This window comes from Rodentibacter ratti, from assembly GCF_002000485.1.
Classification (GTDB): Bacteria; Pseudomonadota; Gammaproteobacteria; order Enterobacterales; family Pasteurellaceae; genus Rodentibacter; species Rodentibacter ratti.
In genome coordinates this window covers 70,181-94,738 of sequence record NZ_MLAJ01000005.1, presented here as the reverse complement: position 1 = coordinate 94,738, position 24,558 = coordinate 70,181, and the positions used below count along the sequence as shown (strand labels likewise).

Sequence of the window (24,558 nt, the reverse complement as noted above, 5' to 3'; positions counted from 1 at the left end):
CGAGAGGCGTAATTGATTACATAATCAAGCGACGTAAATCCGCTAATACAGAACCAATATAGCTGATGAAACGTGCACCGTCAGCACCATCAATCACACGGTGATCGAAAGATAATGACATTGGAAGAATTAAGCGAGGCGCAAATTCTTTACCGTTCCATACCGGCTCCATAGAAGATTTAGAAACACCTAAAATTGCCACTTCCGGTGCATTCACAATTGGTGCAAAATGCGTTGTACCGATACCACCAAGGCTTGAAATAGTGAAACAACCGCCTTGCATATCTGATGCTGAAAGTTTACCTTCACGGGCTTTTTTCGATACTTCCATTAACTCACGAGAAAGCTCGATAATACCTTTTTTGTTCACATTTTTGAACACAGGTACCACTAAACCGTTTGGTGTATCCACCGCAACACCGATGTTGATATATTTTTTCAAGATCAAGCGTTGTGCATCTTCAGTAATTGAACTGTTGAAACGCGGATAGGTTTCCAATGCTTTCGCAACGGCTTTCATGATAAATACAACAGGGGTAATTTTCACGCCTAATTTTTGTTTTTCAGCAAGTACGTTTTGTTCCTTGCGGAAAGCTTCTAAATCTGTGATATCCGCTTTGTCAAAATGGGTTACATGTGGAATCATCACCCAGTTACGATGTAAGTTTGCACCAGAAATTTTATTGATACGACTTAATTCCACTTCTTCGATTTCACCAAATTTGCTGAAATCTACTTTCGGCCATGGTAATAAACCAAGACCTGCGCCATTTGCTACACCATTACCGGCCGCAGAAGAAGCAGTTGTTCCGCTTTCATAAGCTTTAACTGCTGTCTTCACATAAGCCTGAATATCTTCTTTAACAATACGTCCTTTACGTCCCGTACCTTTTACTTTGTCTAAGTTTACGCCGAATTCACGAGCTAAACGACGAATTACCGGGGTCGCATGCGCATAACCTGTACTTGCTACAACTTGCTCTTGGCTTAAACCTGATACATTGCTGCTTTCTGTTGTGGAAGATGGAGCCGGAGCCGCAGTTGTTTGTGCTGTAGGCGCAGCCTGTGCGACAGGAGCTGCTACCGGTGCAGCACCTGCAACCTCAAAGCGCATGATTAACGAGCCAGTTGATACTTTGTCACCTGATTTCACTAAAATTTCTTTTACCACACCCGCAAATGGTGCCGGCACTTCCATTGAAGCTTTATCGCCTTCAACCGTAATTAAAGATTGTTCTTCTGAAACAGTATCACCCACAGCAACCATAATTTCGGTAACATTCACTTCATCGCCACCAATATCCGGTACATTTACATCTTTAATTGCAGATGTTGCCGGAGCAGCTGCTGGAGCTGATTCTTGAACCGGTGCAGAAACAGACGATGCGGCGCCCGCTACTTCGAATTTCATAATTAATTTACCGGTGGAAACCTTGTCACCTACATTGATCAAAATTTCTTTTACGACACCGGCAATTGGTGCAGGCACTTCCATTGAAGCTTTGTCACCTTCTACATTGATGATAGATTGATCAACTTCAACTGAATCCCCTACTTTCACCATAATTTCGGTAACATTGACTTCATCAGAACCGATATCCGGCACATTGACTTCCACAATGCTTGCTGCTACAGGTGCTTCAACCGCTTTAACTTCTTGTGCAGGAGCTGATGCCAGAGCTGTCGCCTCTGCGGAATCCAATACTAACATTGGTGTGCCGGTCGTGACTTTATCACCCACTTTCACTAACACTTCTTTTACTACACCTGCTTCCGGTGCAGGCACTTCCATTGAAGCCTTGTCACCTTCTACATTAATAACACTTTGATCTACTGTAATGCTGTCACCAACTTTTACCATTACTTCCGTTACAGTAACTTCATCACTACCAATATCAGGAATTTGAATTTGTTTTGACATTTTTTGTTCCTTATAAAGTGCGGTCAAATTTACAAAGATTTTTGACCGCAGTTCCTATTGATTACGCATAAAGCGGATTGATACGTTCAACATTCAAACCGAATTTCTCAATAGCATCCGCAACAACTTGATTTGTTACAGTACCTTCTTTCGCTAATTGAGAAAGGGCGGCAACAACGATATAACGTTCATCTACTTCAAAATGTTCACGTAAGTTTGCACGGCTGTCCGAACGACCAAAACCATCCGTACCCAATACGTGATAATGTTTAGTTGGTACAAATGCACGAATTTGATCCGCATAACCTTTAACATAGTCTGTTGATGCCACTGTTGGTAAATCAGCCAACACTTGGGCAACATAAGGTACGCGTTGCTCTGCTGTCGGATGTAATAAATTCCAACGAGCCGCATCATTACCTTCACGAGCTAATTCATTGAATGATGGTGCAGAGAACACGTCGGAAGTCACACCATAATCATTTGCAAGGATTTGTGCTGCTTCACGAACATGACGCATAATCGCACCTGAACCTAGCAATTGAACGTGTCCTTTGCCTTTACCTTTCACTGTTTCAAATTTATATAAACCTTTACGGATGCCTTCTTCAGCACCTTCAGGCATGCCCGGTTGTTCTGTCACTTCATTCAATGTGGTGATGTAGTAGAATACATCTTCTTGTTTTTCACCGTACATACGTTGAATACCATCTTGAATGATTACCGCAACTTCGAAAGCAAATGATGGATCATAAGTCACACAATTAGGGATCACACCTGCTTGAACATGGCTATGACCATCTTCGTGCTGTAAACCTTCTCCATTGAGTGTCGTACGACCTGATGTACCACCAATCATAAAACCACGTGCAAGTTGGTCACCTGCCAACCACATCATATCGCCCACACGTTGGAAACCAAACATTGAGTAGTAGATGAAGAAAGGAATCATTGGTTGGTTATTCACTGAGTATGAATTTGCAACAGCCAACCAAGATGCCGTCGCACCTAATTCATTGATACCTTCTTGTAATACTTGACCATCAGTAGCTTCACGATAATAAGCAACCAAATCACGGTCTGAAGGCACATATTTTTGACCATACGGATTATAAATACCAACTTGGCGGAACAACCCTTCCATACCGAAAGTACGTGCTTCATCAGCAATAATCGGAACAATAGTTTTACCAATGTTTTTATCTTTCAATAAAGTATTTAATACACGGGTAAACGCCATAGTGGTTGAGATACCACGAGGTTGTGCATCTAGTAACGCTTTGAAATCATCTAATGCTGGAACTTTATATTCAACATCAAACTTAGGTTTACGTGCAGGCACATATCCATTTAATGCTTTACGATGACCGTGTAAATAGTTGTATTCTTCAGAACCTTCAGGGAATTTAATGTACTCAAGTTTTTCAACTTGTTCATCGGTTAATGGTAATTGGAAGTAGTCACGGAAACCTTTAAGGCTTTCATAAGACATTTTTTTAGATTGGTGGGCAGTATTTTTACTTTCTGCTTCAGGGATTTTATAGCCTTTAACCTGTTGCGCTAAAATAACAACCGGTTTTGTTGCATTTTGCGCTTTTGCATAAGCCGCATACAGTTTTTCTGCATCATGCGCACCACGGCGTAATGCCCAAATTTCATCATCGGTCATATCGGCAACTAATGCTGCAGTTTCCGGATAACGACCAAAGAAATGTTCACGTACGTAAGCACCATCTTTTGATTTGAATGTTAAGTAGTCACCATCTACTACTTCCATCATTAATTGGGTTAATTTACCGGAAGTATCTTTCTCAAACAATTTATCCCAGTTACTACCCCATAAAACTTTAATCACTTCCCAGCCAGCACCGGTGAATAAACCTTCTAACTCTTGAACAATTTTACCGTTACCATTTACCGGTCCGTCTAAGCGTTGAAGGTTACAGCTGATTGTGAAAATTAAATTATCTAAGCCTTCACGTGCGGCAAATGTTAATGCACCTTTAGACTCAATTTCATCCATCTCACCATCACCTAAGAAGGCATAAACTTTTTGATCCTTCGTATCTTTTAAACCACGGTTATCTAAGTATTTTAAGAAACGTGCTTGATAAATCGCATTGACCGGGCCTAATCCCATTGAAACCGTTGAGAATTGCCAGAATTCAGGCATTAATTTCGGATGAGGATATGAAGATAAGCCATCAACAAAGGCTTCTTGGCGGAAATTATCTAATTGCTCTTCCGTTAAACGACCTTCTAAGAAAGCACGCGCATACATACCCGGAGCAGCGTGGCCTTGGAAGAAAATTAAGTCCCCACCATTTTTCTCTGTTGCTGCTTTAAAGAAATGGTTATAGCAAACTTCATACATGGTTGCCGCAGATTGGAAAGTAGAAATATGACCACCTAAGTCGAGATCTTTTTTCTGACTACGTAAAACCATTGCAATCGCATTCCAACGTACTGCAGAACGAATTCGACGTTCAACTTCATGGTTACCCGGGTAAGCCGGTTGCTCGGACACAGGGATAGTATTCACATAATCTGTGGTTACACCTGTTGGTAATGAAACACCGTTAGTACGCGCCTGACCTATTACTTGTTCAATAATATATTGCGCGCGCTCAACACCTTCTTCACGAATCAAAGAATCTAATGATTGTAGCCAATCTTGGGTTTCGATTGGATCTACGTCATTTTTTAAAATCTCAGACATAGGTTTTCCTTATCTGTTAATTAAGTGAAAATTAGTTCAGCTAAAAGCCAAACACGAATATAAGAAATGCTTGCCTCAGCTTTTACAAGCATTTAACAAATTTCATAAATTTTAGAAGATTTTTTGAAATAAAGATAGTAAATTTTCATTGAACTTACTTTTCTCTTCTTCTGTTTTACTCTATTTACCTAAAGTGTGGTACTTTTTCGACTCATTTTAATTCGCTCATCAAAACTATAAGTAAAATCATTGCATCCATATAATCTTTGCGCTAGAGTTTCCTTTACTTTCAAAACAAGGACTTTCTTTATGAAATCAACAACCAGAACACTCCAACAACATAAACGCATCGCCCTCGTAGCCCATGATAATTGTAAACAACATCTTATTCAGTGGGTGAAAAAACACAGTGTCTCATTAAGTGCTCATCAACTTTATGCGACCGGCACAACGGGACATTTACTGGCTCGGGAAACCGGTTTAACCATTAAACCGCTATTGAGCGGCCCGATGGGGGGAGATCAACAATTAGGCGGACTTATTGCTGAAAAGAAAATTGATATGATGATTTTTTTCTGGGACCCAATGAATGCAGCCCCTCACGATCCCGATGTGAAAGCCCTTATGCGCATAGCAACGGTTTGGAATATTCCGGTTGCGATTAATCAAACTACTGCAGATTTTTTACTCACCTCTCCACTTTTTGAGCAAAATATAGAGATTGGAATCCCAGACTACGAAAGTTATTTAAAAGAACGTTTAATATAAAACTCAGAAAAAATTAACCGCACTTAAGATACAAAAAAGGTGATAAAGCATCGGTTAAATCAAAAAGGAAATTATCATGGAAAAAGTGAACAATATCAGACAAGCTGTACAAAAATTAGATAACCCTATTTTATTAAAAGGTATCTATAATAAACCGCAACCTAAAATAGAAAAATGTTTGCAAGTTGCTGAACAAATGTTAAATAAAAGAGACACCTCGCACAAGGATTTATTTTTTAATGAAATGATAGAATCATTCTTTTTATTAGGAAATAAACTATTCTGCAATCGTAAAGATGAACATCAATTTACTCGATTAAAGTCAGGTAATAGCAATAAGGATACGATTGCTACTATGCTTTATACTCTTGCTGTTAAAGCAAGATACACAAATATCATAGGTGTTAATTTAATTGTTCCAGCTTATGCAACATCTTGTGCTCATGTAGCAACTCAACCTGGATTTATCATTAACATTAAAGAAGATTTATGTTAACAAACATAGGTGGGGAGATTTCTCCTCACCCAATCTTCATTTTTATGTTTTACCCTAACATTTCAACCTTCTTAATTCGTTCCGCTTTATGCCAATCTTCTATGTCACTATCGTAAGTAATTCTCACTTTACCCAATGGTTTTATTTTGATATCTGAAGCAACACAGATTTCTTTAGATAAAGAAACCTCTATAGGTGATACTCCAGCTCTGACTAATTCAGGATCTAAAATTCTTGTCTTCCCTTTCTCTGGTAATCCTTCGTAAAGATACAATTCAATAGTTTGAATACCTTTATAATACGTTTTCGGTAAATTAAAAGGAGCACCGAAGCAACAAGCGACTAGATATACAATGCAAACTTAATCTTACCTTAACGCTGCATTGCAGCCCCCATTAACAACATAAAGAGTACGCCTTGCACTTGCTCTTCCGGTACAGACTGACCATTTAGTTTCAATTCCCCATTTTCAAGTAGCAGTTTCATTGTCACGGACTTTTCATTATTTACAGCGATACCTTTGATCGCGGCTTCAGCTGCCATTTCTTCAATTCTAGCCTTAATGCTTGCTTTCTCTTCTTCCGGAGCAAACTTCATCATCAGATTTTCAGCCGTTGCCTTATCTACCTGAATATCGACAGCAAAATCCGTAAATTGTTGATATAAATTACCACGCATAAAATCAAACTTAGGATCTTTGGTTAAGGCAATATTTAAATCCAACGCCACTTTCCCTTGATTATCGGAAATAGAAAGCGGGCTCAATTTAATCTGTGGCTGGTTATTAAAAATCGCCATACCATGTTGTTTTGCCCAATCACCAAAAATTTGATTGACAAATTCATCTAAATTTTCTTGTTCTTCTATTGAATTTACTGCCAATTTAAAAACTGTAACAAAAGATTCAATCAGTGAATTTACCGCATTTGCTTCAATATGATTAAACTCTAAATTATAGGTGATTTTACCCAAATCTTTACCATCAATGATGAGCGAACCGATATCATTTGTGCCTTTAAGACTTAAAAAATCCCCATCCAAGGACACTTCGGATGTTACTTTTACGCCTTTTTCCACAAAAGACATCGCGGTTCCGTTTTGATCCAGATTCGTCATTTCCATACTTTCAATAGAAGACGACCCTTTTCCTGTATAGAGATATGCCCACTTCGTTGGAGCAAAAACCGTACTAGACTTAATGCCTTTCCATTGAAATTTTGCCGATTTAAGATTGTCTTCACCACTAAGATTTTTTGCCTCAAATAACAAGTGCTCAATTGAAGTATCGTAAATGCCCGAAAGATCTTGATTAACATCAAAACCAATAATCATATCCGACCAAGTTAATTTATTTTGGTCTGATTTAGGATCAATAAACTCACCACCTACAACCTTCAATCCCCCTTTTGTGGTTAAGCCATAACTTGTCGAAGATTGATACTGAATAGGCTTGTCCGACTTAATCATATCAAATAATGATTGTGTCGTTTCATTTTTGCCAATGACCCCTTCTAAAGAAAACATTGCCGGCATCAAATTAAATTTAGCCAATTGATTAAGTGGCAATGGCCCATGATACAATGTTGTCGAAAAAGGGATCGTCCATTGCTTTTCCTCTTTCGGCAAAGAAATCACCACTTCATCTTCCACTTGAGAACTGAAAAAGCCTCGTTCAAATTGCTTATTTTTAAACTCAACCTTAAACTCCTCAGACAAACCTAAAGCTTGAAACTTTTGATTTGCCTGATCAATTTGGCGTTGATATTCCGTCTCTGCTTTTTGACCGGTAAACCAACTACCCCCTACCCAAGCAGCCCCAAGTACAGCGATTGCGCCAATAGTAACTTTTGATTTTTTCATAAATATCCTTTTGATAATAAAATACAAAAATTGTGCAAATTCTACCGCACTTTTTCTTCTTATCATATTTTTATCAAAAAATTTATCAATTATCCCTTGAAGTTTTATGCTTCGTTCTTATCTTACAAGGCAAGAACGGGAACGACCGTATTTTGAAATAAGAAAAATAAAATATTTTTAAATTTTCTCTTGAAATACGAAGAAGTATCCACATCTTACAGTTCATAGTGAATTACACTGAATTAAAAAATTTAATTAGGAGAACAAAATGGGAAAAATTATTGGTATTGACTTAGGAACAACCAACTCTTGTGTGGCTGTAATGGATGGCGATAAACCTCGCGTCATTGAAAACGCAGAAGGTGATCGCACTACTCCATCAATTATTGCTTATACAAATGACAACGAAATATTAGTCGGTCAACCGGCAAAACGCCAAGCGGTAACAAATCCAAAAAATACCCTGTTTGCAATTAAACGTTTAATTGGTCGTCGTTTTGAAGATGAAGAAGTAAAACGCGATATTGATATTATGCCGTTTGCTATTACTAAAGCGGATAACGGTGATGCTTGGGTTGAAGTCAAAGGTGAAAAATTAGCCCCTCCGCAAATTTCAGCAGAAGTATTGAAAAAAATGAAAAAAGCGGCCGAAGATTTCTTAGGCGAGTCTGTTACCGAGGCGGTTATCACTGTTCCGGCATACTTTAACGATGCACAGCGTCAAGCGACTAAAGATGCAGGTCGTATTGCCGGATTAGATGTGAAACGTATTATCAACGAACCGACAGCCGCAGCTTTAGCTTACGGCTTAGATAAAGGTCAAGGCAACAAAACTATCGCAGTTTATGACTTAGGTGGTGGTACATTCGACTTATCCATTATTGAAATTGATGAAGTCGGTGGTGAGAAAACTTTCGAAGTATTAGCAACCAACGGTGATACCCACTTAGGTGGTGAAGACTTCGACAACCGTATTATTAACTATTTAGTTGATGAGTTCAAAAAAGAGCAAGGTGTAGATTTACGTAACGACCCGCTTGCAATGCAACGTTTAAAAGAATCGGCTGAAAAAGCAAAAATCGAGCTTTCTTCCGCCCAACAAACTGATGTAAATCTACCTTACATCACAGCGGATGCAACAGGTCCTAAACACTTAAACATTAAATTGACCCGTGCAAAATTAGAATCACTTGTGGAAGATTTAGTGGCTAAATCTCTTGAGCCGGTTCGTATCGCATTAAAAGATGCGGGCAAATCACCGTCTGAAATTGATGATGTGATTTTAGTGGGTGGTCAAACCCGTATGCCGTTGGTTCAACAAGAAGTGGAAAAATTCTTCGGCAAAGCACCACGTAAAGATGTGAACCCTGATGAAGCGGTAGCAGTCGGTGCAGCAGTTCAAGGCGGTGTATTAGCCGGTGATGTGAAAGACGTATTATTGTTAGACGTGACTCCATTATCACTCGGTATCGAAACCATGGGTGGTGTGATGACAACCCTCATTGAGAAAAACACTACGATTCCGACGAAGAAATCACAAGTGTTCTCAACGGCGGAAGATAACCAAAGTGCGGTAACTATTCATGTGTTACAAGGTGAGCGTAAACAAGCATCAGCCAATAAATCTTTAGGTCAATTCAACCTTGAAGGTATTAACCCGGCTCCACGTGGTATGCCACAAATTGAGGTGACTTTCGATATTGATGCGGACGGTATTATCCACGTTTCTGCAAAAGATAAAGGCACAGGTAAAGAACAACAAATTACCATTAAAGCCTCTTCAGGTTTAACTGATGAAGAAATTCAACAAATGGTGCGTGATGCTGAAGCAAATGCGGAATCCGATCGTAAATTTGAAGAATTGGTTCAAGCCCGTAACCAGGCAGATCACCTCATTCACAGTACACGCAAACAACTCGATGAAGCCGGTGATAAAGTCCCGGCAGCAGATCGCGGCGTGATTGAAAGTGCATTAAGTGACTTAGAAACAGCAGCAAAAGGTGAAGATAAAGCGGTGATTGAAGCGAAAATCCAAGCCCTTGCAGAAGTGGCACAAAAACTCGCACAAACCGCCCAACCACAAGGTGAGCAAACTCAAAGCAACAGCAAACCAAACGATGACGTTGTTGATGCTGAGTTTGAAGAAGTGAAAGATAACAAATAATTAATTTGTTAATACTAACAAGGGCGTTGCGAAACGCCCTTTTCGTGTATTTACTTTAGTAAAAAAGTGCGGTTGATTTTCACTACGCTTGAATCTCCCCCTCCCCCCTCTTTATAAAAGGAGGGGGGAACTCGGAGAAAGAATAATAAAATGGGTTCCCTTCTTTTCCGCCTTTGTGGAATTGAATTTGTAGGAAATTTTCGTCTGTTTGAGCCACGAAGTGGCGAGTTCAGAAAATTTCCGTTAAGCAAATTCAATGTAACAAAGGAAACAAGGAAAAGTAGGGTCGCCTTTCTTTTGGTTACTTTTCTTTGGCGAAGCAAAGAAAAGTGACAATAAAATGGAAAAACCTAATGGCAAAACAAGACTATTACGAACTTCTCGGCATCTCAAAAGGTGCAGACGAAAAAGAAATTAAGCGTGCATATAAAAAACTCGCTATGCAATATCATCCTGATAGAACGAAGGGTGATAAAGCCAAAGAAGAAAAATTCAAAGAAATTCAAGAAGCTTATGAAGTTTTAGGTGATAAAGAGAAACGTGCTGCTTACGATCAATACGGCCATGCAGCCTTTGAACAAGGCGGTTTTGGTGGCGGTGGATTCGGTGGCGGTTTTGGCGGTGCCGATTTCGGTGATATGTTTGGCGATATTTTTGGCGATATCTTTGGTGGTGGCGGTCGCAGCCGTCAGCGTGTCGTACGTGGTGAAGATTTACGCTATGATCTTGAAATCAGCTTAGAAGAAGCCGTAAAAGGAACAACCAAAGATATCCAAATTAACACTCTCGTACATTGTGATAATTGTGACGGTACAGGCGCTGAAAAAGGCTCAAAAGTTGAAACCTGTCCAACCTGTCATGGAGCAGGCCGCGTTCGCCGCCAACAAGGTTTCTTTGTATCTGAAAGTATTTGCCCGACCTGTCACGGCTCCGGTAAGAAAATTGAAAAACCTTGTCACGTCTGCCACGGAGACGGTCGCGTTCATAAAAAAGAAAGCCTTTCAGTTAAAATTCCGGCAGGAGTGGATACCGGTAACCAACTTCGCTTAAGCGGTAAAGGGGCAGCCGGTGAAAACGGTGCGCCGGCAGGCGATCTTTATGTTGTTATTCACGTAAAAGAACATCATATCTTTGAACGTGATGGCAACAACCTTTATTGTGAAGTACCAATTAGCTTTGCTACTGCGGCATTAGGCGGTGAGATTGAAGTACCCACTTTAGATGGTCGGGTAAAACTCAAAATCCCTGCTGAAACCCAAACCGGTAAATTATTCCGAATGCGTGGCAAAGGCGTCACTTCTAACCGTAGCAGTTATGCGGGCGATTTAATCTGCCGTATTGTGGTGGAAACGCCAGTGAATTTAAACAGTAAACAAAAAGAATTACTGAAAGAACTTGAAGAAAGTCTGCAAGGCAAAGGATTAAGCAAACATAGTCCTAAATCCTCCGGCTTTTTAGATGGCGTGAAGAAATTCTTTGATAATCTCGGTAAATCCGATAAATAAAAACTTGAGTAAAAAAGCCCGCACTTTGCGGGCTTTTTCATTTTGCTTGTGATAAAAGTGCGGTAGTTTTTGACCGCACTTGATGATTTAAACGGAATGTAAAATCATCTTTGTGTCGTGCTTACCCTATATCGGGCAAATTATTTATTCTTTTAATTTCAACCATTTACTGCTTAATGTTCCTGCTGTCATTGCACCATTTACATTTAATGCGGTACGTCCCATATCAATAAGTGGTTCGATTGAGATCAATAAACCGACTAATTCAAGGGGTAAGCCTAAAGTGGAAAGCACCACGATCGCCGCAAAGGTTGCCCCACCACCGACACCGGCAATACCAAAAGAAGAAATCGCTACCACTAAAACAAGGGTTGCAATATAACTCATGCTAAAAGGATCGATACCGACCGTTGGCGCAATCATCACTGCTAACATCGCAGGATAAATCCCCGCACAACCATTTTGTCCGATTGTCGCACCAAAGGTAGCGGAGAAATTCGCAATAGCCGGATTATTACCCAGTTTGTCTGTTTGCGTTTCGATATTTAATGGGATCGTCGCAGCACTTGAACGAGAGCTAAAGGCGAAAGCGAGGGTTGGCATCACTTTTTTATAATATTGAATCGGGCTGATACCGGACAATAAAAGTAGTACGCCATGCACAATAAACATCAAGAGAATAGCAATATAGGAAGCCACAATGAAACTGCCTAGATTCAGAATATCCGCCCATTTTGAAGTGGCTGCCATTTTTATCATTAAGGCAAACACCCCATAAGGCGTTAAACGAATGACAAAACGCACTAAACGTGCCACTAATTTATTGAGCGTTTCCACACCTTGTGCAATGCGATCACCCAGTTCCTGATTTTCTTTACGCAAACTCAATGCCGCTACGCCTAAAAATGCCGAGAAAATCACCACACTAATAATTGAAGTTGGATTTGCCCCCGTTAATTCGGCAAAAGGATTCTTTGGAATGAAAGAAAGCAGCATTGCCGGCACACTTAATGCATTAATTTGATCTGCACGACCCAATACTCGGGTTTGAGCGGCAAGTTCACGTTCACCGGCAACCAAACCTTCCGCCGTTAAACCGAATAGTTGAACCATAATGATTCCGATAAAAGCGGCAATTGCGGTGGTAACAAGCAATACGGAAAGCACACTGAAGCTGATTTTGCCTAAAGAGCGAGCCTCATTGAGACGCGTAATTGCCGATAAAATTGAAACAAAGACGAGTGGCATCACGATCATTTGTAATAAACGAACATAGCCGCCACCCACAAGATTAATCCAATCTAATGCGGTTTTAATCGTCCCTTCATCACCCACATTTTGGAGCAACGCCCCCAAGCCTAAACCCAGTACTAAACCGACAAAAACCGTTTGACCCAATTTTTGTGTTTTTTTATAAAGATAGCCTAACAGCACAAGAATCAGTGCAAAAATGGCTAAAGTAAGAAATAGCATATTAATCTCCTATAAATTCAGATGGCGATATTAGATAGACTTCCTTATAAAAGATCTAATCGTTTTTTGTTATAGCTTATACTTTTATGGAATATCATTTCAAACAACAGAGACCGCTTTAATTTGTAGATAAACATTCATACCGACCGTAAAGCGTAATTCATTTTGCGCCCATTTGCTGATACTTGCCCAAATTTTATGTCCTTCGATTAATACCGCAATATCCACACGAGAATCCTGTATATCAATTTGTGCAATTTGACCACGTAAAATATTGCGAATACTGGTTTGCTGTGGCTTTTGCAATGCAATTGACACATCCGAACTATAAATACAAATGCGTACAAGCTCCCCTACCGTCGCATTCACTTGATGAATCCAAAGTAATTGTTCTCCCAAGGAAAGTGCGGTCATTTTATAAGGCGGATGATGCAAATGCACGGGTAAGGCTAAAACACTACTCTGCTCACTTTTCTCTTTCCAAGGAGCGAAAATCGTACTGTTCCAAATTCGCTCCAGCGAATCACAGGCTCTGACTTTCCCATTTTCCATTAATACCACCCGATCGGCGAGGCGTAATAATTCATCTAAACTGTGTGTGACATACAAAATAGGAATATTAATTTCTTGAGACAGCCGTTCCAAATAGTGCATTAATTCCCGTTTACGTGGTAAATCTAAGGCTGAAAGGGGTTCATCCATCAATAACATTTCCGGATCGGTGAGTAATGCACGTCCAATGGCAACACGCTGTTTTTCCCCTCCGGAAAGGGTGAGCGAGTAACGTTTCAACAAATGACTAATACCAAGTAATTCGACAATATAATCAAACTCCTCTTTTGCCACATTTTGTGCACCATAACATAAATTGCCTTTCACCGTGTAATGAGGAAATAGTCGGGCATCTTGAAACACATAACCGATTTTACGCAAATGAATAGGGACATTTTGTTGTGTTTCAGTATCAACCAAAGTGCGGTCATTTAATCGGATAAATCCCTCATCAGGTTGAGTGAGTCCGCTCACTAAATTAATTAAAGCGGTTTTCCCCGCACCGGACAACCCGAAAATAGCCGTCACGCCTTGAACGGGAAGCTGCAGATTTGCCTCCAACGCTAATTTTCCTAGTTGTTTTTTTATATTAATTTGCAACATTGCTTTGCCCTAATTGTTTCTGCATACGTTTAGCCAGCCATTCCGAGGCAAGCAATGAAATGAATGAAAGGATAATCGCAAATAGGCATAAACGTGCGGTTTGCGCCTCTGCACCCGGTGTTTGAATGAAAGAGTACATCGCAAGGGGAATAGTTTGGGTTTCTCCGGCAATATTGGAAACAAAAGTAATGGTTGCACCAAACTCCCCTAATGAACGGGCAAAGCCTAATATCAATCCGGCTAATACGCCTGGCAGAGAAAGAGGAAAGGTGATCGTAAAAAACACACGCCATGGCGAAGCACCCAAAGTTTGTGCAGCCTGTTCAAGCCTAATATCAATACTTTCAAGGGAAAGGCGAATCGCCCGCACCACTAAAGGAAAAGCCACCACTGCCGAAGCAAGCACCGCTCCTTTCCAACTAAACCCAAAAGACACGCCAAACCATTGATAGAGATACTCTCCGATAAACCCGTTTCTCCCCATCGCCACCAGCAATAAATAGCCAATCACAACAGGCGGCAATACTAAAGGCAAATGAATAATGCCACTCACCAAGGATTTACCATAAAAATGTTTACGAGCCAAAAGCCACGCCACAAAGATCGCCAAGGGCAAGCTCCAAAGCATGGCATTAAACGCCACACTTAAACTCAGGCGAATGGCATCGCTTTCTAAGGGACTGAGATTAAATAGGGAAAGAAACTGAGTGAGCAAACTGTATTTCCTTATCACATTTTGATATTTTGCTTAAAGATGTATCGGATTTTAACAAAAAGGGCAAAACCTTGCCCTTTCTTTCATTAGATTTATTTCACGGAAAAGCCGTAACTTTCAATCACTTTTTTCGCCTCATCAGAATCAAGATATTTTAAGAAATCACGGGAATCCGCATTATCGTGATCTTTCAAAATCGCTATTGGATAAGCGATAGGTTTATAACTCTCTGCAGGAAATACGCCCACGGTTTTCACTTTTTGGCTCACTTTGGCATCCGTGCTATACACAATACCATAAGGCGTTTCAGCCCGTTCCACCAAAGCTAATGCCCCACGCACATCTTTGGCACGTGCTAAACGATCTTTCACTTTATGCCATAAATTCAGTTTGCTTAAGGCTTCTTCTGCATATTGCCCAGCGGGTACATGAGCCGGATCGCCCACCGATAAATAACCGTCTTTTAAAACATCGATCCACTCACCTTTGGCAATATCCACAGAATCCACCGCACTTTTTACCGGGGCAATTAACACTAATTCATTTCCCGCCAAGGTTTTTTCCGTTTCTTTTACCGTTAAATTTTTCTCAAAAAGATATTTCATCCATTTATTACTGGCTGAAACAAAAATATCCGCCGGTGCGCCCTCTTCCACTTGTTTTGCCAAAGTTGAAGAAGACGCAAAAGAAAACACCACCTTATTTTTAGGATTTTGTTTCGCATAGTCTGTTGCGATCTGCTGTAAAGCATCGGTCATTGAAGCTGCTGCAAACACGGTGACTTTCGCCGAACTCGCCAAAGAGACGCCTAAGCCGACAATAAAAAGTGCGGTTGAAATTTTAGCTAATTTTTTCATCATTTTCTCCTGTGCCGAATAACGTTATTTACTTGATTATATATCGAAATAAAAAATAGCGATACGTCAAAATAGGGTTTTATCATAAAATATATAACGCTCTATTGTGATGAAAGGAATCCCCATGAAAAATACTGAAATTTTACTCAGCATAAAACTTCAACAAATGCTCTTTATTGATCCCAAACGGGTTCGCTTACTCAAAGAAATTGAACAATGCGGTTCGATTAATCAAGCGGCAAAAAATGCCAAAGTTAGCTACAAAAGTGCCTGGGATCACCTCGAAGCGATGAATAAGCTCAGCCCTTGCCCTTTGCTGGAACGCAATACCGGCGGAAAAAATGGGGGCGGTACGATTTTAACCCACTATGCCAAACGCTTACTCCAACTTTATGATCTCTTAGAGAAAACCCAAGATCATGCCTTCAAAATTTTACAAGATGAATCCGTGCCGCTCGATAGCCTGCTTACCGCCACCGCACGCTTTTCGTTACAAAGCAGTGCACGCAATCAATTCTTCGGTAAAGTGGCATGCCAACGAATGATGGATTCCCGTTGTATTGTTGATGTGAACATAGAAGGGTTGCCTATGCCCCTACAAGTCTCCATTACCACAAAAAGTGCCTCACGTTTGAAATTAATGACAGAAAAAGAAGTGATGCTGATGTTTAAAGCACCTTGGGTGAAGATGACGAAACAGCCTTTGGAAAAGCAGACAAATCAATTTCCCGTGAGCATCAAATCAATCAATGAGGAAGAAGCTATTTTAGTTTTTGATGGCACGAAAATAGAATTTTGTGCGGCAATTACCCAACCGGATCAATGGCAAATTAATCAACAAATTTGGTTGCATATCGATCCGGAACAAATTATTTTGGCGACATTAGAATAAATTTTTGATAAGAAAAAACGGCTGAATATCAGCCGTTTGTTTTTTTAGTTTTCTTCATTATCAGGAAGCGAATCAAAATAGGTTCTTAATTCATCCAACGACGTGCCTGCAAGCGAGCTACTCATAATGCCCCCACTTAATTGATAGTATAAATAAAGAAACTTTGGCAAGTTTACAAAGCAAAGCAAAACAAAGCATTTTCAGTGTAATTGAATATTTCTTAAACAATCATTCTTTATTTCGTTTTAATTTCTTACAAAAATAACGCCATAACTTCGGGCAAAGCACATACCATTGAAAATAAAAAGTGATAATGGCGACAATACCCATTAATTCTACTGCAATTGGCTCAAAAAAGTCGGTGAGAAGAAGAGAAAAAATAACAAGGGCGAGATAACCTAATGGAAAAGTCAGCCAAAGAAGTCCGAGAAAATAACCAATATGGGCTTCTGCAGGATTCACTATTTCTTCCGCAAGAATAAAATGAAAATATAAAAATAAAACCGTCAAAGCCATAAGAAAGAGCGGTATAAAAATAAGAAGTTTTTTCCATTTAGCCATTATTACTTTTCCAACTCATTTATCATTGCCGTGAGATCGGGTTAAATATTCCAAAATAAGCTTCGGTAATATGAATAATGTATTATTCACAGATTAATTTTTTCGCATGTGAGACTTTTTATATAATTACCCCAAAAAAAATAGATAAAATGAGGTAAAACATAGCAATAAAGAAAAGAAAATCAAAAATAAAATGATTTTCTTTAAACCATTTTCTTAAAATGATATTTCGTAATTTAGGGTAAAGCACATACCATTGGAAATAAAAAGCACCGATAGCAACAATGCCCATTAGCCCAGCGACAACCGGATTAAAGGAACTGTTGCCACCAAAACCGAAGAGGGAAAAAACAACAAAGACAAAAGAACCAAAGGGAAAAGTCAGGTAAAAAAGCAAAAGAAAATAAGCGATATAGGCTTCCCCGTCATGCTTATCCCCATTTGCAATAACCATATAGAAATATAAAAATAGAACCATTACCGTCCAAAGAAAGAGCGGTATAAAAGCAAAGACTTTTTTCCACTTAGTCATCGTTATTCTTCCAACTCATCCGCCACTGCCGCTAAAATTTCACGGGTTAAATAAGCTAAAGAACGATAAAACGGCAAAGTAGCGTAGGTTTCAACTTGAGTGAGAAATTTTGCAGCGCAAGGTAATAGAAAGGCTTCAAAAAGCGTTCGCTGGGCAGAAATGGAATCAACGTTATCTTCTAGCCAAGAGGCGGTCAGTAAAAGTAACGCAAAATGATCCGCACTTTCCACTTGCGGCATAGCTCGTTCATCACGGAAAGCCATAAAATCCATCAAGTCAATATCATAAGCGGAAATCGCCGTAGCCACTTTACCTTCCTCACCAAACAATTTTTGGTATTCTTCATTTAACAAGGCGAGATCAATTTTTAACTGGAGATTATCTAACGCCGCTTGGCTTTCTTTATCCGCATCTAATGCCCAAACTTGATTTAAGCCTTTTTGTTGCAACCAATCAAAAACACCGGCAAGCACCGGATCGGTTGGGGAACGATAAAATAAATTGCCAAATAAACGACTAATTAAAGAAAAATTATTGAGTGGTTTTTCTGTGCTCATACTCTCTTTCCCTTTAAAAGTGCGGTCAATTTTTCCTGTGTTTTCTGCTCAACGATATCAAGCATTGCATGACGAGCTGCATCATCAATTAAATGAAGATCGCCAAATAGTTCATAGGTCACATTTTCAATACCGCAGTAATTAAACAAACCGTTCACGAGGCAATGATCAAGGGATTTATCAATACCGAATTCTTTATACTTCTCCACATTGCTACCTAGCGTGATGAATTGTTGCATTTGCTTCCCTTTCAGCAAACCAACGGATTCAGCATTTTCGGTTTTATAAGCAAATCCATGGCTTAATACCCGATCCAAATAACCCTTTAAAATCGCCGGGAAACCCATCCACCAAAGGGGATAAACAAGCGTGATTAAATCCGCTTGGCGAATAAGATCATGTTCATATTTCACTTCTTCGGGAATAATGCCGCTATTCACCGCTTGTAGTTCTTCAAAAGAGATGATTGGATCAAAATTCAAAGTATAGAGATCACGAAATTGGGTTTCCACACCAAGGCTTTGGCTGGTTTTCGCCACACAATCTGCCACAGCCCGCCCAAAGCTGCCTTTGGAATTAGGATGGGCAAAAATAATAAGATGATTCATTCTGTTACCTTTTCAACAATTAGCGTGATACCTTCCACTCGCACAACTTTCACAAGATCATTCACAGCGAGATGCTCACCTTGAATACGCCAAGTGCTATCACCAAATGCACCGCGTCCAATCCCATTTACGGCGATTTCCTGTACTGTGCCTTGTTTGCCAAGCATTGCATGATCACGCTGGTTTAGCGACGTTTTAGCCTGATCCTGACTATCTTTATTATGCTGATACTTCCACCAAGCGACCGATAAAATACAGGCTAAAACAGCATAAAAAATCGCTAATCCGACTAACGAAAAAGCAGGAAAAAGAAATTGCACAAGAGCGGTGGCTAAAGCAGCCAAGCCCCACCAAAGCAAAAACACACCGGGAGCGACCACTTCAGCAATCAATAATACAAAACCTAAAACCAACCAATGCCATAATGTCCATGTGGTCAACCATTCTGCCATATTGCTTCCTCTGATGAAAAAAGTGCGGTCACAAAAAACAACGTTTTTTGAACGCTGGCTCTGCCAACGGCTCTGAAGGAGCGAATAAATTACGTTAGTAATTTATGAATAATTTCAACCGCACTTTGAAAAGTGAAATCTTAAGCTTTTTTATCGCCTTTTAATAATTCCGCAATGCCCGCCACAGAACCGATTAAATTCCCTGCTTCTAATGGCATTAATACCACCTTGCTATTTTGCGCACCGCCAATTTCTTTTAAGGCTTCCGTGTATTTTTGCGCAATGAAGTAATTGATCGCTTTGGTATCGCCACTGGCGATAGCTTCAGAAACCATTTGTGTGGCTTTTGCCTCCGCTTCTGCGGCACGTTCGCGGGCTTCCGCTTGCAAGAAGGCTTCTTGACGCTCCCCTTCCGCTTTCAAAATACGGGCTTGTTTTTCCCCTTCTGCCCGTAAAATTTCCGCTTGTCGAATCCCCTCGGCTTCCAACACTTCCGCCCGTTTGTTACGCTCCGCTTTCATTTGCGCATTCATCGAATCGATCAACTCACGGGGTGGACGCACATCACGAATTTCAATACGGGTGACTTTGATCCCCCATGGGTTAGTCGCTTCATCGACAATAGCAAGCAAACGGCTGTTAATGGAATCACGTTGCGATAACATTTCGTCCAATTCCATAGAACCGAGAACGGTACGAATATTCGTCATGGTTAAATTAATAATTGCTTGTTCAAGGTGATTCACTTCATAAGCCGCGCTGCGTGCATCAATCACTTGAACGAAACACACCGCGTCAATGGCAACATTGGCATTATCTTTAGAAATGACTTCTTGTGAAGGAATATCCAACACTTGTTCCATCATATTAATTTTGCGCCCGACACGATCCACAAAAGGCACAACGATATTCAACCCCGGCATTAATGTGCGTGTATATCGCCCAAAACGCTCAATCGTCCAGTTATATCCCTGTGGAACGGTTTTAATCGTTGAAAATAAAATAACAACAATGAGTACAAGAAAGACTAATGTCGCTAAGGTTAATCCATCCATTTTGATTCCCTCTATTTTGTTTTGAAACGAAAAAAGTCTAACAAATTAGACCGCACTTTGTATAGCGAAATCTCAGCCGGAAAAAATAAAGGCGGACTTTCGCCCGCCTTATAAAAGCATTGAATTATGCTTGATTTTTTCGTTCTTCTTCCATGCATACCGCCGCAGTAAACAGCACATCTGTTGAAGAATTTAATGCGGTTTCTGTGGAGTCTTGCAAGATACCGATGACGAAACCCACACCTATCATTTGTGCCGCCACATCATCAGAAATACCAAATAAGCTACATGCTAACGGAATAAGTAATAATGAGCCACCGGCAACACCCGATGCCCCGCAAGCACAAAGTGCTGCAACCACACTTAATAGCAATGCGCTAAAAAAGGAGACTTCTATGCCTAGTGTATGAACTGCCGCTAAAGTTAATACCGTAATAGTAATGGCTGCCCCCGCCATATTGATATTCGCCCCCAATGGAATTGCCACTGAGTAGGTTTCTTCATCAAGATTTAAACGTTTTGCCAAGCCAATATTCACCGGAATATTCGCCGCAGAACTACGGGTGAAAAATGCGGTAACGCCACTTTCGCGTACACAAGTCCAAACCAACGGATACGGATTTTGGCGAATTTTCCAATAAACCAAAATAGGATTAAGCACAAATGCAGTAAAGAGCATTGTGCCGATTAACACCACTAATAAATGAATGTAACCGCCTAAAGCCGCTAAACCTTTATCAGATAAGGTCTCCGCCACTAAGCCAAATACCCCAAAAGGCGCAAATGAAATAATAACGTGTACGATTTTAGAAATACCTTCTGCAAAATCCGCCACCACTTGCTTTGTCGTTTCAGAAGCATAACGAAGTGCGAGCCCCAGACCGATTGACCACGCCAGTACACCAATAAAGTTAGCTTTAAAAATGGCATTTAACGGGTTATCCACCACATTCAGCACTAAAGTTAATAATACTTGGGCAACCGATTGAGGTGCTGAAGCCACATCTTCTTTCACCGATAATGCCACTTCAGAAGGGAAAAGCATACTTGCAATTACGGCGGCTAATGCGGCTAAAAACGTTCCTAAAAGGTAAAGCACAATAATTTCTTTCATATTGCTTTTTGAGCCAACTTTTTTGTTGGCTAATGCCGCCATCACCAAGAAGAAAATTAAGATTGGTGCAACCGCTCTAAGACCTTTAACAAAAATTTGACCTAATATGCCAACGCTTGCTGCAAGATCAAAACCCAATGTTTGTTCAATACTTGAATTAAGCAGTGCGACAAGGATCCCGAGAACAAGACCAAGAGCAATTCGTTTTACTAAATTACCTTGGAAAAGAAAATGAAATAAACGTGATGTATTCATAATAAATTTAAATAAAAGTATGGTTAAACTTCAGATCATGACTGATCCACCTGGGCGAACTAAAGATAGCCTAAATTCTATTTAAAAGAAAATCTTTTCTTACGTTTTTTGTGATGCTTTCATCATTTCTACTTATTCTTGATATTTTTCTAAAATTTTTCTATTCAGTATTGACAACCTGTATGAAACACCAGTATATTAACAACTGTATAAACAACCATATTATTAACTAAGGAAAATAAGATGATGCACTACGCAAGCACCGTTGCCCAAAATGAGATGACGTTTTCTTATCATCCAATGCCATTTTTTAACGATATTGAAAAAAAATCAAAATTCAGTAAAAAACTTGATTTAAATCTTTACTGCATTAAACGTCCACAACAAACCTGTTTTATTCGTGTGACAAATCCCAATATGCTTGCTTGGGGAATTGAACAAGGCGATATGTTAATTGTTGAAAAAAATGATCGTTTGTCTATTGGTGATCTTGTTGTATTAGAAAGCGAAAATGAATTTCATCTCTATGAATTTATCACTCATCACGATGAATTTATCTTTATGGCGTTAGATTCTCAAATGCAAAATATTAAAACGAAAGATTGGACATCCTTACCGATTATTGGAACCGTAACAAATACGATCCACCAAATTCAGCCAAAGCGTAATACGACAAAATTCTCGGCATAAGCAAGGTTGGAGCAATATTTACTCTCAACCGCCTAACCAACCTCCATAAAAAGTGCGGTCAATTTTAACCGCACTTTGATGATAACCCAATATTATGTAGCAGTTGCACAAACAACCCGCCCAATGCCAAATAGGGTTCAACAAAGCTTTTGGGGTATAGCCGACACCTAACCTAGATAATAATGCTCGGTAAAACATTAACGTTATTTTCACAGCAAATGGCAGGCGAGACGCTAACCACTGAGCAGCAAGAAAGAAAGCACAAAATGCAAGCTATCTTGGCTCAGTTTAAATCTTATAAGCGGATTGTGATTGCAATGCCATTACATAACTTCAATATTCCATCTAAATTAAAGGATTATATGGATAACATTTTAATTGCTCGTGAAACATTTCATTATACTTCATCAGGTTCTAAAGGGTTGATGACTGATGGACGTAAGGTATTTCTCTTGCAATCCAGCGGGTCAATTTATACCAATAATGACCGTTATACACCCCTTGAATTTAGTCAAATGTATTTAAAAGAAATGTTTACCAATATTATGGGATTTGATCGCTTTTATATTGCCCGAGCGCAAGGCACCGCTATCCGCTCAGAGAATGAGGTTTTAGCCGAAGGATTTGCCCAAATTGATGCGTTATTACCAGATTTCTGCCAGTAAAACGCTGAAAATGGCTATAAGCTGAATTATGCTCAACCTAGTACGGCGTTACCGTGCTAGGTTATTTGAGAAATGTTTGCGGATTGCAAAATCTTATGAAAATCTGACCGCTCTTTCATCTATTCCAACGGTTTAACAACGCAACAAGCGAGAGCATCACAGGCACTTCAACCAATACACCGACAACAGTAGCTAATGCCGCACCTGAATGTAAACCGAATAGCGAAATAGCCACGGCAACGGCTAATTCAAAAAAGTTGCTGGTACCGATTAAACAAGCTGGGGCGGCAACTTGATGCGGCAGTTTTAACCATTTTGCTAAAAAATGCGCCAAGAAGAAAATGCCGTAGGTTTGAACCAAAAGAGGAATGGCGATGAGTAAAATCACTAACGGCTGTGCCAAAATAGTTTGTGCTTGGAAAGCGAATAACAGCACAACTGTGAGCAATAACCCTAAAATGGAAAAAGGCTTTAACCTTTGGCTTAATCGTTGGATTTTTTCAGCGGATTGCCCCAATACATTTCGAGTGATCCAGCCTGCAAGAAGTGGCAACAATACATATAAAATGGTGCTATAAAGCAAAGTTTGCCACGGGATTTGAATATCGCTAATCCCTAACAAGAAACCCGCAATCGGTGCAAACGCAAAAATCATAATGATGTCGTTGATTGATACTTGTACCAAAGTGTAATTAGCATCGCCACGCACTAATTGTGACCAAACAAACACCATTGCTGTACAAGGCGCAACACCAAGTAAAATCATTCCTGCGATATATTCTGTCGCCGATTGCGCATCGACCCACTCCGCAAAGAAAATACGGAAAAAGAGCCAACCGACCAACGCCATAGTAAAAGGCTTGACCAGCCAATTAATAAATAAGGTTAAAGCTAAACCTTTCGGTTTTTTGCCAACATCTTTAATTGCTGACCAGTCAATTTGGATCATCATCGGATAAATCATCAGCCAAATCAGCACTGCCACAGGTAAATTGATGTGTGCGATTTCTAATTTGGCAATCCCAGCGAATAATTCAGGTTGCCATACACCTAAGCCAACGCCAACCATAATTGCTAATGCAACCCACACTGTTAAAAAGCGTTCAAAAAATCCCATTATTTTGTCTCCGCAGCAATTACGTTCCCATCTTCTTTAATAAAATCCGTTTGCAAAGGACGGGGTGAGATTTGCAAAAAGACTTCCGATGGACGACATAAACGCACGCCTTTTTCGGTGACGACAATCGGACGATTGATTAAAATTGGCTCAGCTAACATAGCGGCAATTAACACATCATCACTCAATGTTAAATTATCTAACCCTTTCTCAAGGTAAGGCGGTACATTGGTTCTGAGCAACTGACGTGGTGTCAATGGCATTTTTTCCAATAATTCACGCAAAACCGTTTCACTCGGAGGCTGTTCTAAATAATGAATAATCGTAGGCTCAATGCCCAAATGACGAATAAGAGCTAAAGTATTGCGAGACGTACCGCACTTTGGATTATGATAAATCGTAACTGAACACATTCTTTTTCCTTATA

24 protein-coding genes are annotated in these 24,558 nt (G+C 39.9%); 7 read left to right on the top strand and 17 right to left on the bottom strand.

The window, feature by feature from the left end; translation table 11 throughout:
- Positions 1-16: 16 nt before the first annotated feature.
- Both aceF and aceE read right to left on the bottom strand, forming a co-directional pair.
- The gene (gene aceF / locus BKG94_RS05445) at positions 17-1,921 is read right to left on the bottom strand and encodes a pyruvate dehydrogenase complex dihydrolipoyllysine-residue acetyltransferase (RefSeq protein ID WP_077434998.1); all 1,905 of its coding nucleotides are present in this window, start codon (positions 1,919-1,921) and stop codon (positions 17-19) included.
- 61 nt (positions 1,922-1,982) lie between these two features.
- Entirely contained in the window at positions 1,983-4,640 is a 2,658-nt protein-coding gene (aceE, locus tag BKG94_RS05440; protein ID WP_077434996.1) for a pyruvate dehydrogenase (acetyl-transferring), homodimeric type, read from the bottom strand.
- Positions 4,641-4,949: 309 nt separating this feature from the next.
- On the opposite strand from aceE, the gene mgsA reads away from it, so the two are divergent.
- A complete protein-coding gene (gene mgsA, locus BKG94_RS05435) occupies positions 4,950-5,408 on the top strand; it encodes a methylglyoxal synthase (RefSeq protein ID WP_077434994.1) in 459 nt (152 codons plus the stop codon).
- 76 nt (positions 5,409-5,484) lie between these two features.
- On the top strand, positions 5,485-5,904 hold the full coding sequence (locus BKG94_RS05430; RefSeq protein WP_077434992.1) for a hypothetical protein: 420 nt from the start codon (positions 5,485-5,487) through the stop codon (positions 5,902-5,904).
- Between the two features lie 49 nt (positions 5,905-5,953).
- On the opposite strand, the gene BKG94_RS05425 is transcribed toward BKG94_RS05430, so the two are convergent.
- Together BKG94_RS05425 and BKG94_RS05420 are read right to left on the bottom strand one after the other, a co-directional pair.
- On the bottom strand, positions 5,954-6,178 hold the full coding sequence (locus tag BKG94_RS05425; protein ID WP_077434990.1) for a hypothetical protein: 225 nt from the start codon (positions 6,176-6,178) through the stop codon (positions 5,954-5,956).
- Positions 6,179-6,276: 98 nt separating this feature from the next.
- Complete coding sequence (locus BKG94_RS05420; protein ID WP_077434988.1) at positions 6,277-7,764, bottom strand: YdgA family protein; 1,488 nt, start codon at positions 7,762-7,764, stop codon at positions 6,277-6,279.
- Between the two features lie 268 nt (positions 7,765-8,032).
- Here BKG94_RS05420 and dnaK point away from each other — a divergent pair, with 268 nt between their 5' ends.
- Both dnaK and dnaJ read left to right on the top strand, forming a co-directional pair.
- A complete protein-coding gene (gene dnaK, locus BKG94_RS05415) occupies positions 8,033-9,928 on the top strand; it encodes a molecular chaperone DnaK (protein ID WP_077434986.1) in 1,896 nt (631 codons plus the stop codon).
- 353 nt (positions 9,929-10,281) lie between these two features.
- Positions 10,282-11,433, top strand: a complete 1,152-nt coding sequence (gene dnaJ / locus BKG94_RS05405) for a molecular chaperone DnaJ (RefSeq protein WP_077434984.1) — start codon at positions 10,282-10,284, stop codon at positions 11,431-11,433.
- Between the two features lie 144 nt (positions 11,434-11,577).
- Here the strand turns inward: dnaJ and BKG94_RS05400 are convergent, their stop codons facing one another.
- The 4 genes from BKG94_RS05400 to modA all read right to left on the bottom strand — a co-directional run bounded on the left by BKG94_RS05400 (position 11,578) and on the right by modA (position 15,633).
- On the bottom strand, positions 11,578-12,906 hold the full coding sequence (locus BKG94_RS05400; protein ID WP_077434982.1) for an L-cystine transporter: 1,329 nt from the start codon (positions 12,904-12,906) through the stop codon (positions 11,578-11,580).
- A 99-nt stretch (positions 12,907-13,005) separates the two neighbouring features.
- Positions 13,006-14,061 (bottom strand): molybdenum ABC transporter ATP-binding protein ModC, encoded by a 1,056-nt coding sequence (modC, locus tag BKG94_RS05395; RefSeq protein WP_077434980.1) that lies wholly within the window; start codon positions 14,059-14,061, stop codon positions 13,006-13,008.
- Positions 14,048-14,776, bottom strand: a complete 729-nt coding sequence (modB, locus tag BKG94_RS05390) for a molybdate ABC transporter permease subunit (RefSeq protein WP_077434978.1) — start codon at positions 14,774-14,776, stop codon at positions 14,048-14,050. Before modB ends, modC begins: the two co-directional genes overlap by 14 nt.
- 92 nt (positions 14,777-14,868) lie before the next feature.
- Entirely contained in the window at positions 14,869-15,633 is a 765-nt protein-coding gene (modA, locus tag BKG94_RS05385) for a molybdate ABC transporter substrate-binding protein (RefSeq protein ID WP_077434976.1), read from the bottom strand.
- A 124-nt stretch (positions 15,634-15,757) separates the two neighbouring features.
- Here modA and BKG94_RS05380 point away from each other — a divergent pair, with 124 nt between their 5' ends.
- The gene (locus tag BKG94_RS05380) at positions 15,758-16,525 is read left to right on the top strand and encodes a TOBE domain-containing protein (RefSeq protein ID WP_077434974.1); all 768 of its coding nucleotides are present in this window, start codon (positions 15,758-15,760) and stop codon (positions 16,523-16,525) included.
- Between the two features lie 228 nt (positions 16,526-16,753).
- Here the strand turns inward: BKG94_RS05380 and BKG94_RS05375 are convergent, their stop codons facing one another.
- The 7 genes from BKG94_RS05375 to sstT all read right to left on the bottom strand — a co-directional run bounded on the left by BKG94_RS05375 (position 16,754) and on the right by sstT (position 21,659).
- A complete protein-coding gene (locus BKG94_RS05375; RefSeq protein WP_143538907.1) occupies positions 16,754-16,987 on the bottom strand; it encodes a hypothetical protein in 234 nt (77 codons plus the stop codon).
- 217 nt (positions 16,988-17,204) lie between these two features.
- Positions 17,205-17,618 carry a hypothetical protein gene (locus BKG94_RS05370; RefSeq protein ID WP_077434970.1) on the bottom strand — a complete coding sequence of 138 codons (414 nt, stop codon included), beginning with the start codon at positions 17,616-17,618 and terminating at the stop codon, positions 17,205-17,207.
- Between the two features lie 2 nt (positions 17,619-17,620).
- Positions 17,621-18,175, bottom strand: a complete 555-nt coding sequence (locus BKG94_RS05365; RefSeq protein ID WP_077434968.1) for a TorD/DmsD family molecular chaperone — start codon at positions 18,173-18,175, stop codon at positions 17,621-17,623.
- Positions 18,172-18,783, bottom strand: a complete 612-nt coding sequence (locus tag BKG94_RS05360) for an NAD(P)H-dependent oxidoreductase (RefSeq protein WP_077434966.1) — start codon at positions 18,781-18,783, stop codon at positions 18,172-18,174. The genes BKG94_RS05365 and BKG94_RS05360 overlap by 4 nt, the downstream gene beginning before the upstream one ends.
- The gene (locus BKG94_RS05355; protein ID WP_077434964.1) at positions 18,780-19,235 is read right to left on the bottom strand and encodes an NfeD family protein; all 456 of its coding nucleotides are present in this window, start codon (positions 19,233-19,235) and stop codon (positions 18,780-18,782) included. The genes BKG94_RS05360 and BKG94_RS05355 overlap by 4 nt, the downstream gene beginning before the upstream one ends.
- Before the next feature lie 140 nt (positions 19,236-19,375).
- A complete protein-coding gene (locus BKG94_RS05350; RefSeq protein WP_077434962.1) occupies positions 19,376-20,290 on the bottom strand; it encodes an SPFH domain-containing protein in 915 nt (304 codons plus the stop codon).
- 124 nt (positions 20,291-20,414) lie between these two features.
- On the bottom strand, positions 20,415-21,659 hold the full coding sequence (gene sstT / locus BKG94_RS05345; RefSeq protein ID WP_077434960.1) for a serine/threonine transporter SstT: 1,245 nt from the start codon (positions 21,657-21,659) through the stop codon (positions 20,415-20,417).
- 246 nt (positions 21,660-21,905) lie between these two features.
- Between sstT and BKG94_RS05340 the strand changes: the two genes are divergently transcribed.
- Both BKG94_RS05340 and BKG94_RS05335 read left to right on the top strand, forming a co-directional pair.
- The gene (locus BKG94_RS05340) at positions 21,906-22,349 is read left to right on the top strand and encodes a LexA family protein (protein WP_077435409.1); all 444 of its coding nucleotides are present in this window, start codon (positions 21,906-21,908) and stop codon (positions 22,347-22,349) included.
- Between the two features lie 182 nt (positions 22,350-22,531).
- Entirely contained in the window at positions 22,532-23,014 is a 483-nt protein-coding gene (locus BKG94_RS05335) for an FMN-dependent NADH-azoreductase (RefSeq protein WP_077434958.1), read from the top strand.
- A 115-nt stretch (positions 23,015-23,129) separates the two neighbouring features.
- Here the strand turns inward: BKG94_RS05335 and arsB are convergent, their stop codons facing one another.
- Together arsB and arsC are read right to left on the bottom strand one after the other, a co-directional pair.
- On the bottom strand, positions 23,130-24,131 hold the full coding sequence (arsB, locus tag BKG94_RS05330) for an ACR3 family arsenite efflux transporter (RefSeq protein WP_077434956.1): 1,002 nt from the start codon (positions 24,129-24,131) through the stop codon (positions 23,130-23,132).
- Positions 24,131-24,544, bottom strand: coding sequence for an arsenate reductase (glutaredoxin) (gene arsC / locus BKG94_RS05325; protein WP_077434954.1), 414 nt, complete (start codon positions 24,542-24,544; stop codon positions 24,131-24,133). The genes arsB and arsC overlap by 1 nt, the downstream gene beginning before the upstream one ends.
- Between the last annotated feature and the right edge of the window lie 14 nt (positions 24,545-24,558).

Coding starts and splice junctions, on each gene's coding strand:
- dnaK (WP_077434986.1), top strand. CDS start 8,033: ATGGGAAAAATTATTGGTATTGACTTAGGAACAACCAACTCTTGTGTG.
- BKG94_RS05430 (WP_077434992.1), top strand. CDS start 5,485: ATGGAAAAAGTGAACAATATCAGACAAGCTGTACAAAAATTAGATAAC.
- dnaJ (WP_077434984.1), top strand. CDS start 10,282: ATGGCAAAACAAGACTATTACGAACTTCTCGGCATCTCAAAAGGTGCA.
- BKG94_RS05360 (WP_077434966.1), bottom strand. CDS start 18,783: ATGAATCATCTTATTATTTTTGCCCATCCTAATTCCAAAGGCAGCTTT.
- aceF (WP_077434998.1), bottom strand. CDS start 1,921: ATGTCAAAACAAATTCAAATTCCTGATATTGGTAGTGATGAAGTTACT.
- BKG94_RS05365 (WP_077434968.1), bottom strand. CDS start 18,175: ATGAGCACAGAAAAACCACTCAATAATTTTTCTTTAATTAGTCGTTTA.
- BKG94_RS05350 (WP_077434962.1), bottom strand. CDS start 20,290: ATGGATGGATTAACCTTAGCGACATTAGTCTTTCTTGTACTCATTGTT.
- BKG94_RS05400 (WP_077434982.1), bottom strand. CDS start 12,906: ATGCTATTTCTTACTTTAGCCATTTTTGCACTGATTCTTGTGCTGTTA.
- sstT (WP_077434960.1), bottom strand. CDS start 21,659: ATGAATACATCACGTTTATTTCATTTTCTTTTCCAAGGTAATTTAGTA.
- mgsA (WP_077434994.1), top strand. CDS start 4,950: ATGAAATCAACAACCAGAACACTCCAACAACATAAACGCATCGCCCTC.
- aceE (WP_077434996.1), bottom strand. CDS start 4,640: ATGTCTGAGATTTTAAAAAATGACGTAGATCCAATCGAAACCCAAGAT.
- BKG94_RS05335 (WP_077434958.1), top strand. CDS start 22,532: ATGCTCGGTAAAACATTAACGTTATTTTCACAGCAAATGGCAGGCGAG.
- BKG94_RS05370 (WP_077434970.1), bottom strand. CDS start 17,618: ATGACTAAGTGGAAAAAAGTCTTTGCTTTTATACCGCTCTTTCTTTGG.
- BKG94_RS05355 (WP_077434964.1), bottom strand. CDS start 19,235: ATGGCAGAATGGTTGACCACATGGACATTATGGCATTGGTTGGTTTTA.
- modA (WP_077434976.1), bottom strand. CDS start 15,633: ATGAAAAAATTAGCTAAAATTTCAACCGCACTTTTTATTGTCGGCTTA.
- arsB (WP_077434956.1), bottom strand. CDS start 24,131: ATGGGATTTTTTGAACGCTTTTTAACAGTGTGGGTTGCATTAGCAATT.
- BKG94_RS05380 (WP_077434974.1), top strand. CDS start 15,758: ATGAAAAATACTGAAATTTTACTCAGCATAAAACTTCAACAAATGCTC.
- arsC (WP_077434954.1), bottom strand. CDS start 24,544: ATGTGTTCAGTTACGATTTATCATAATCCAAAGTGCGGTACGTCTCGC.
- modC (WP_077434980.1), bottom strand. CDS start 14,061: ATGTTGCAAATTAATATAAAAAAACAACTAGGAAAATTAGCGTTGGAG.
- BKG94_RS05340 (WP_077435409.1), top strand. CDS start 21,906: ATGCACTACGCAAGCACCGTTGCCCAAAATGAGATGACGTTTTCTTAT.
- BKG94_RS05420 (WP_077434988.1), bottom strand. CDS start 7,764: ATGAAAAAATCAAAAGTTACTATTGGCGCAATCGCTGTACTTGGGGCT.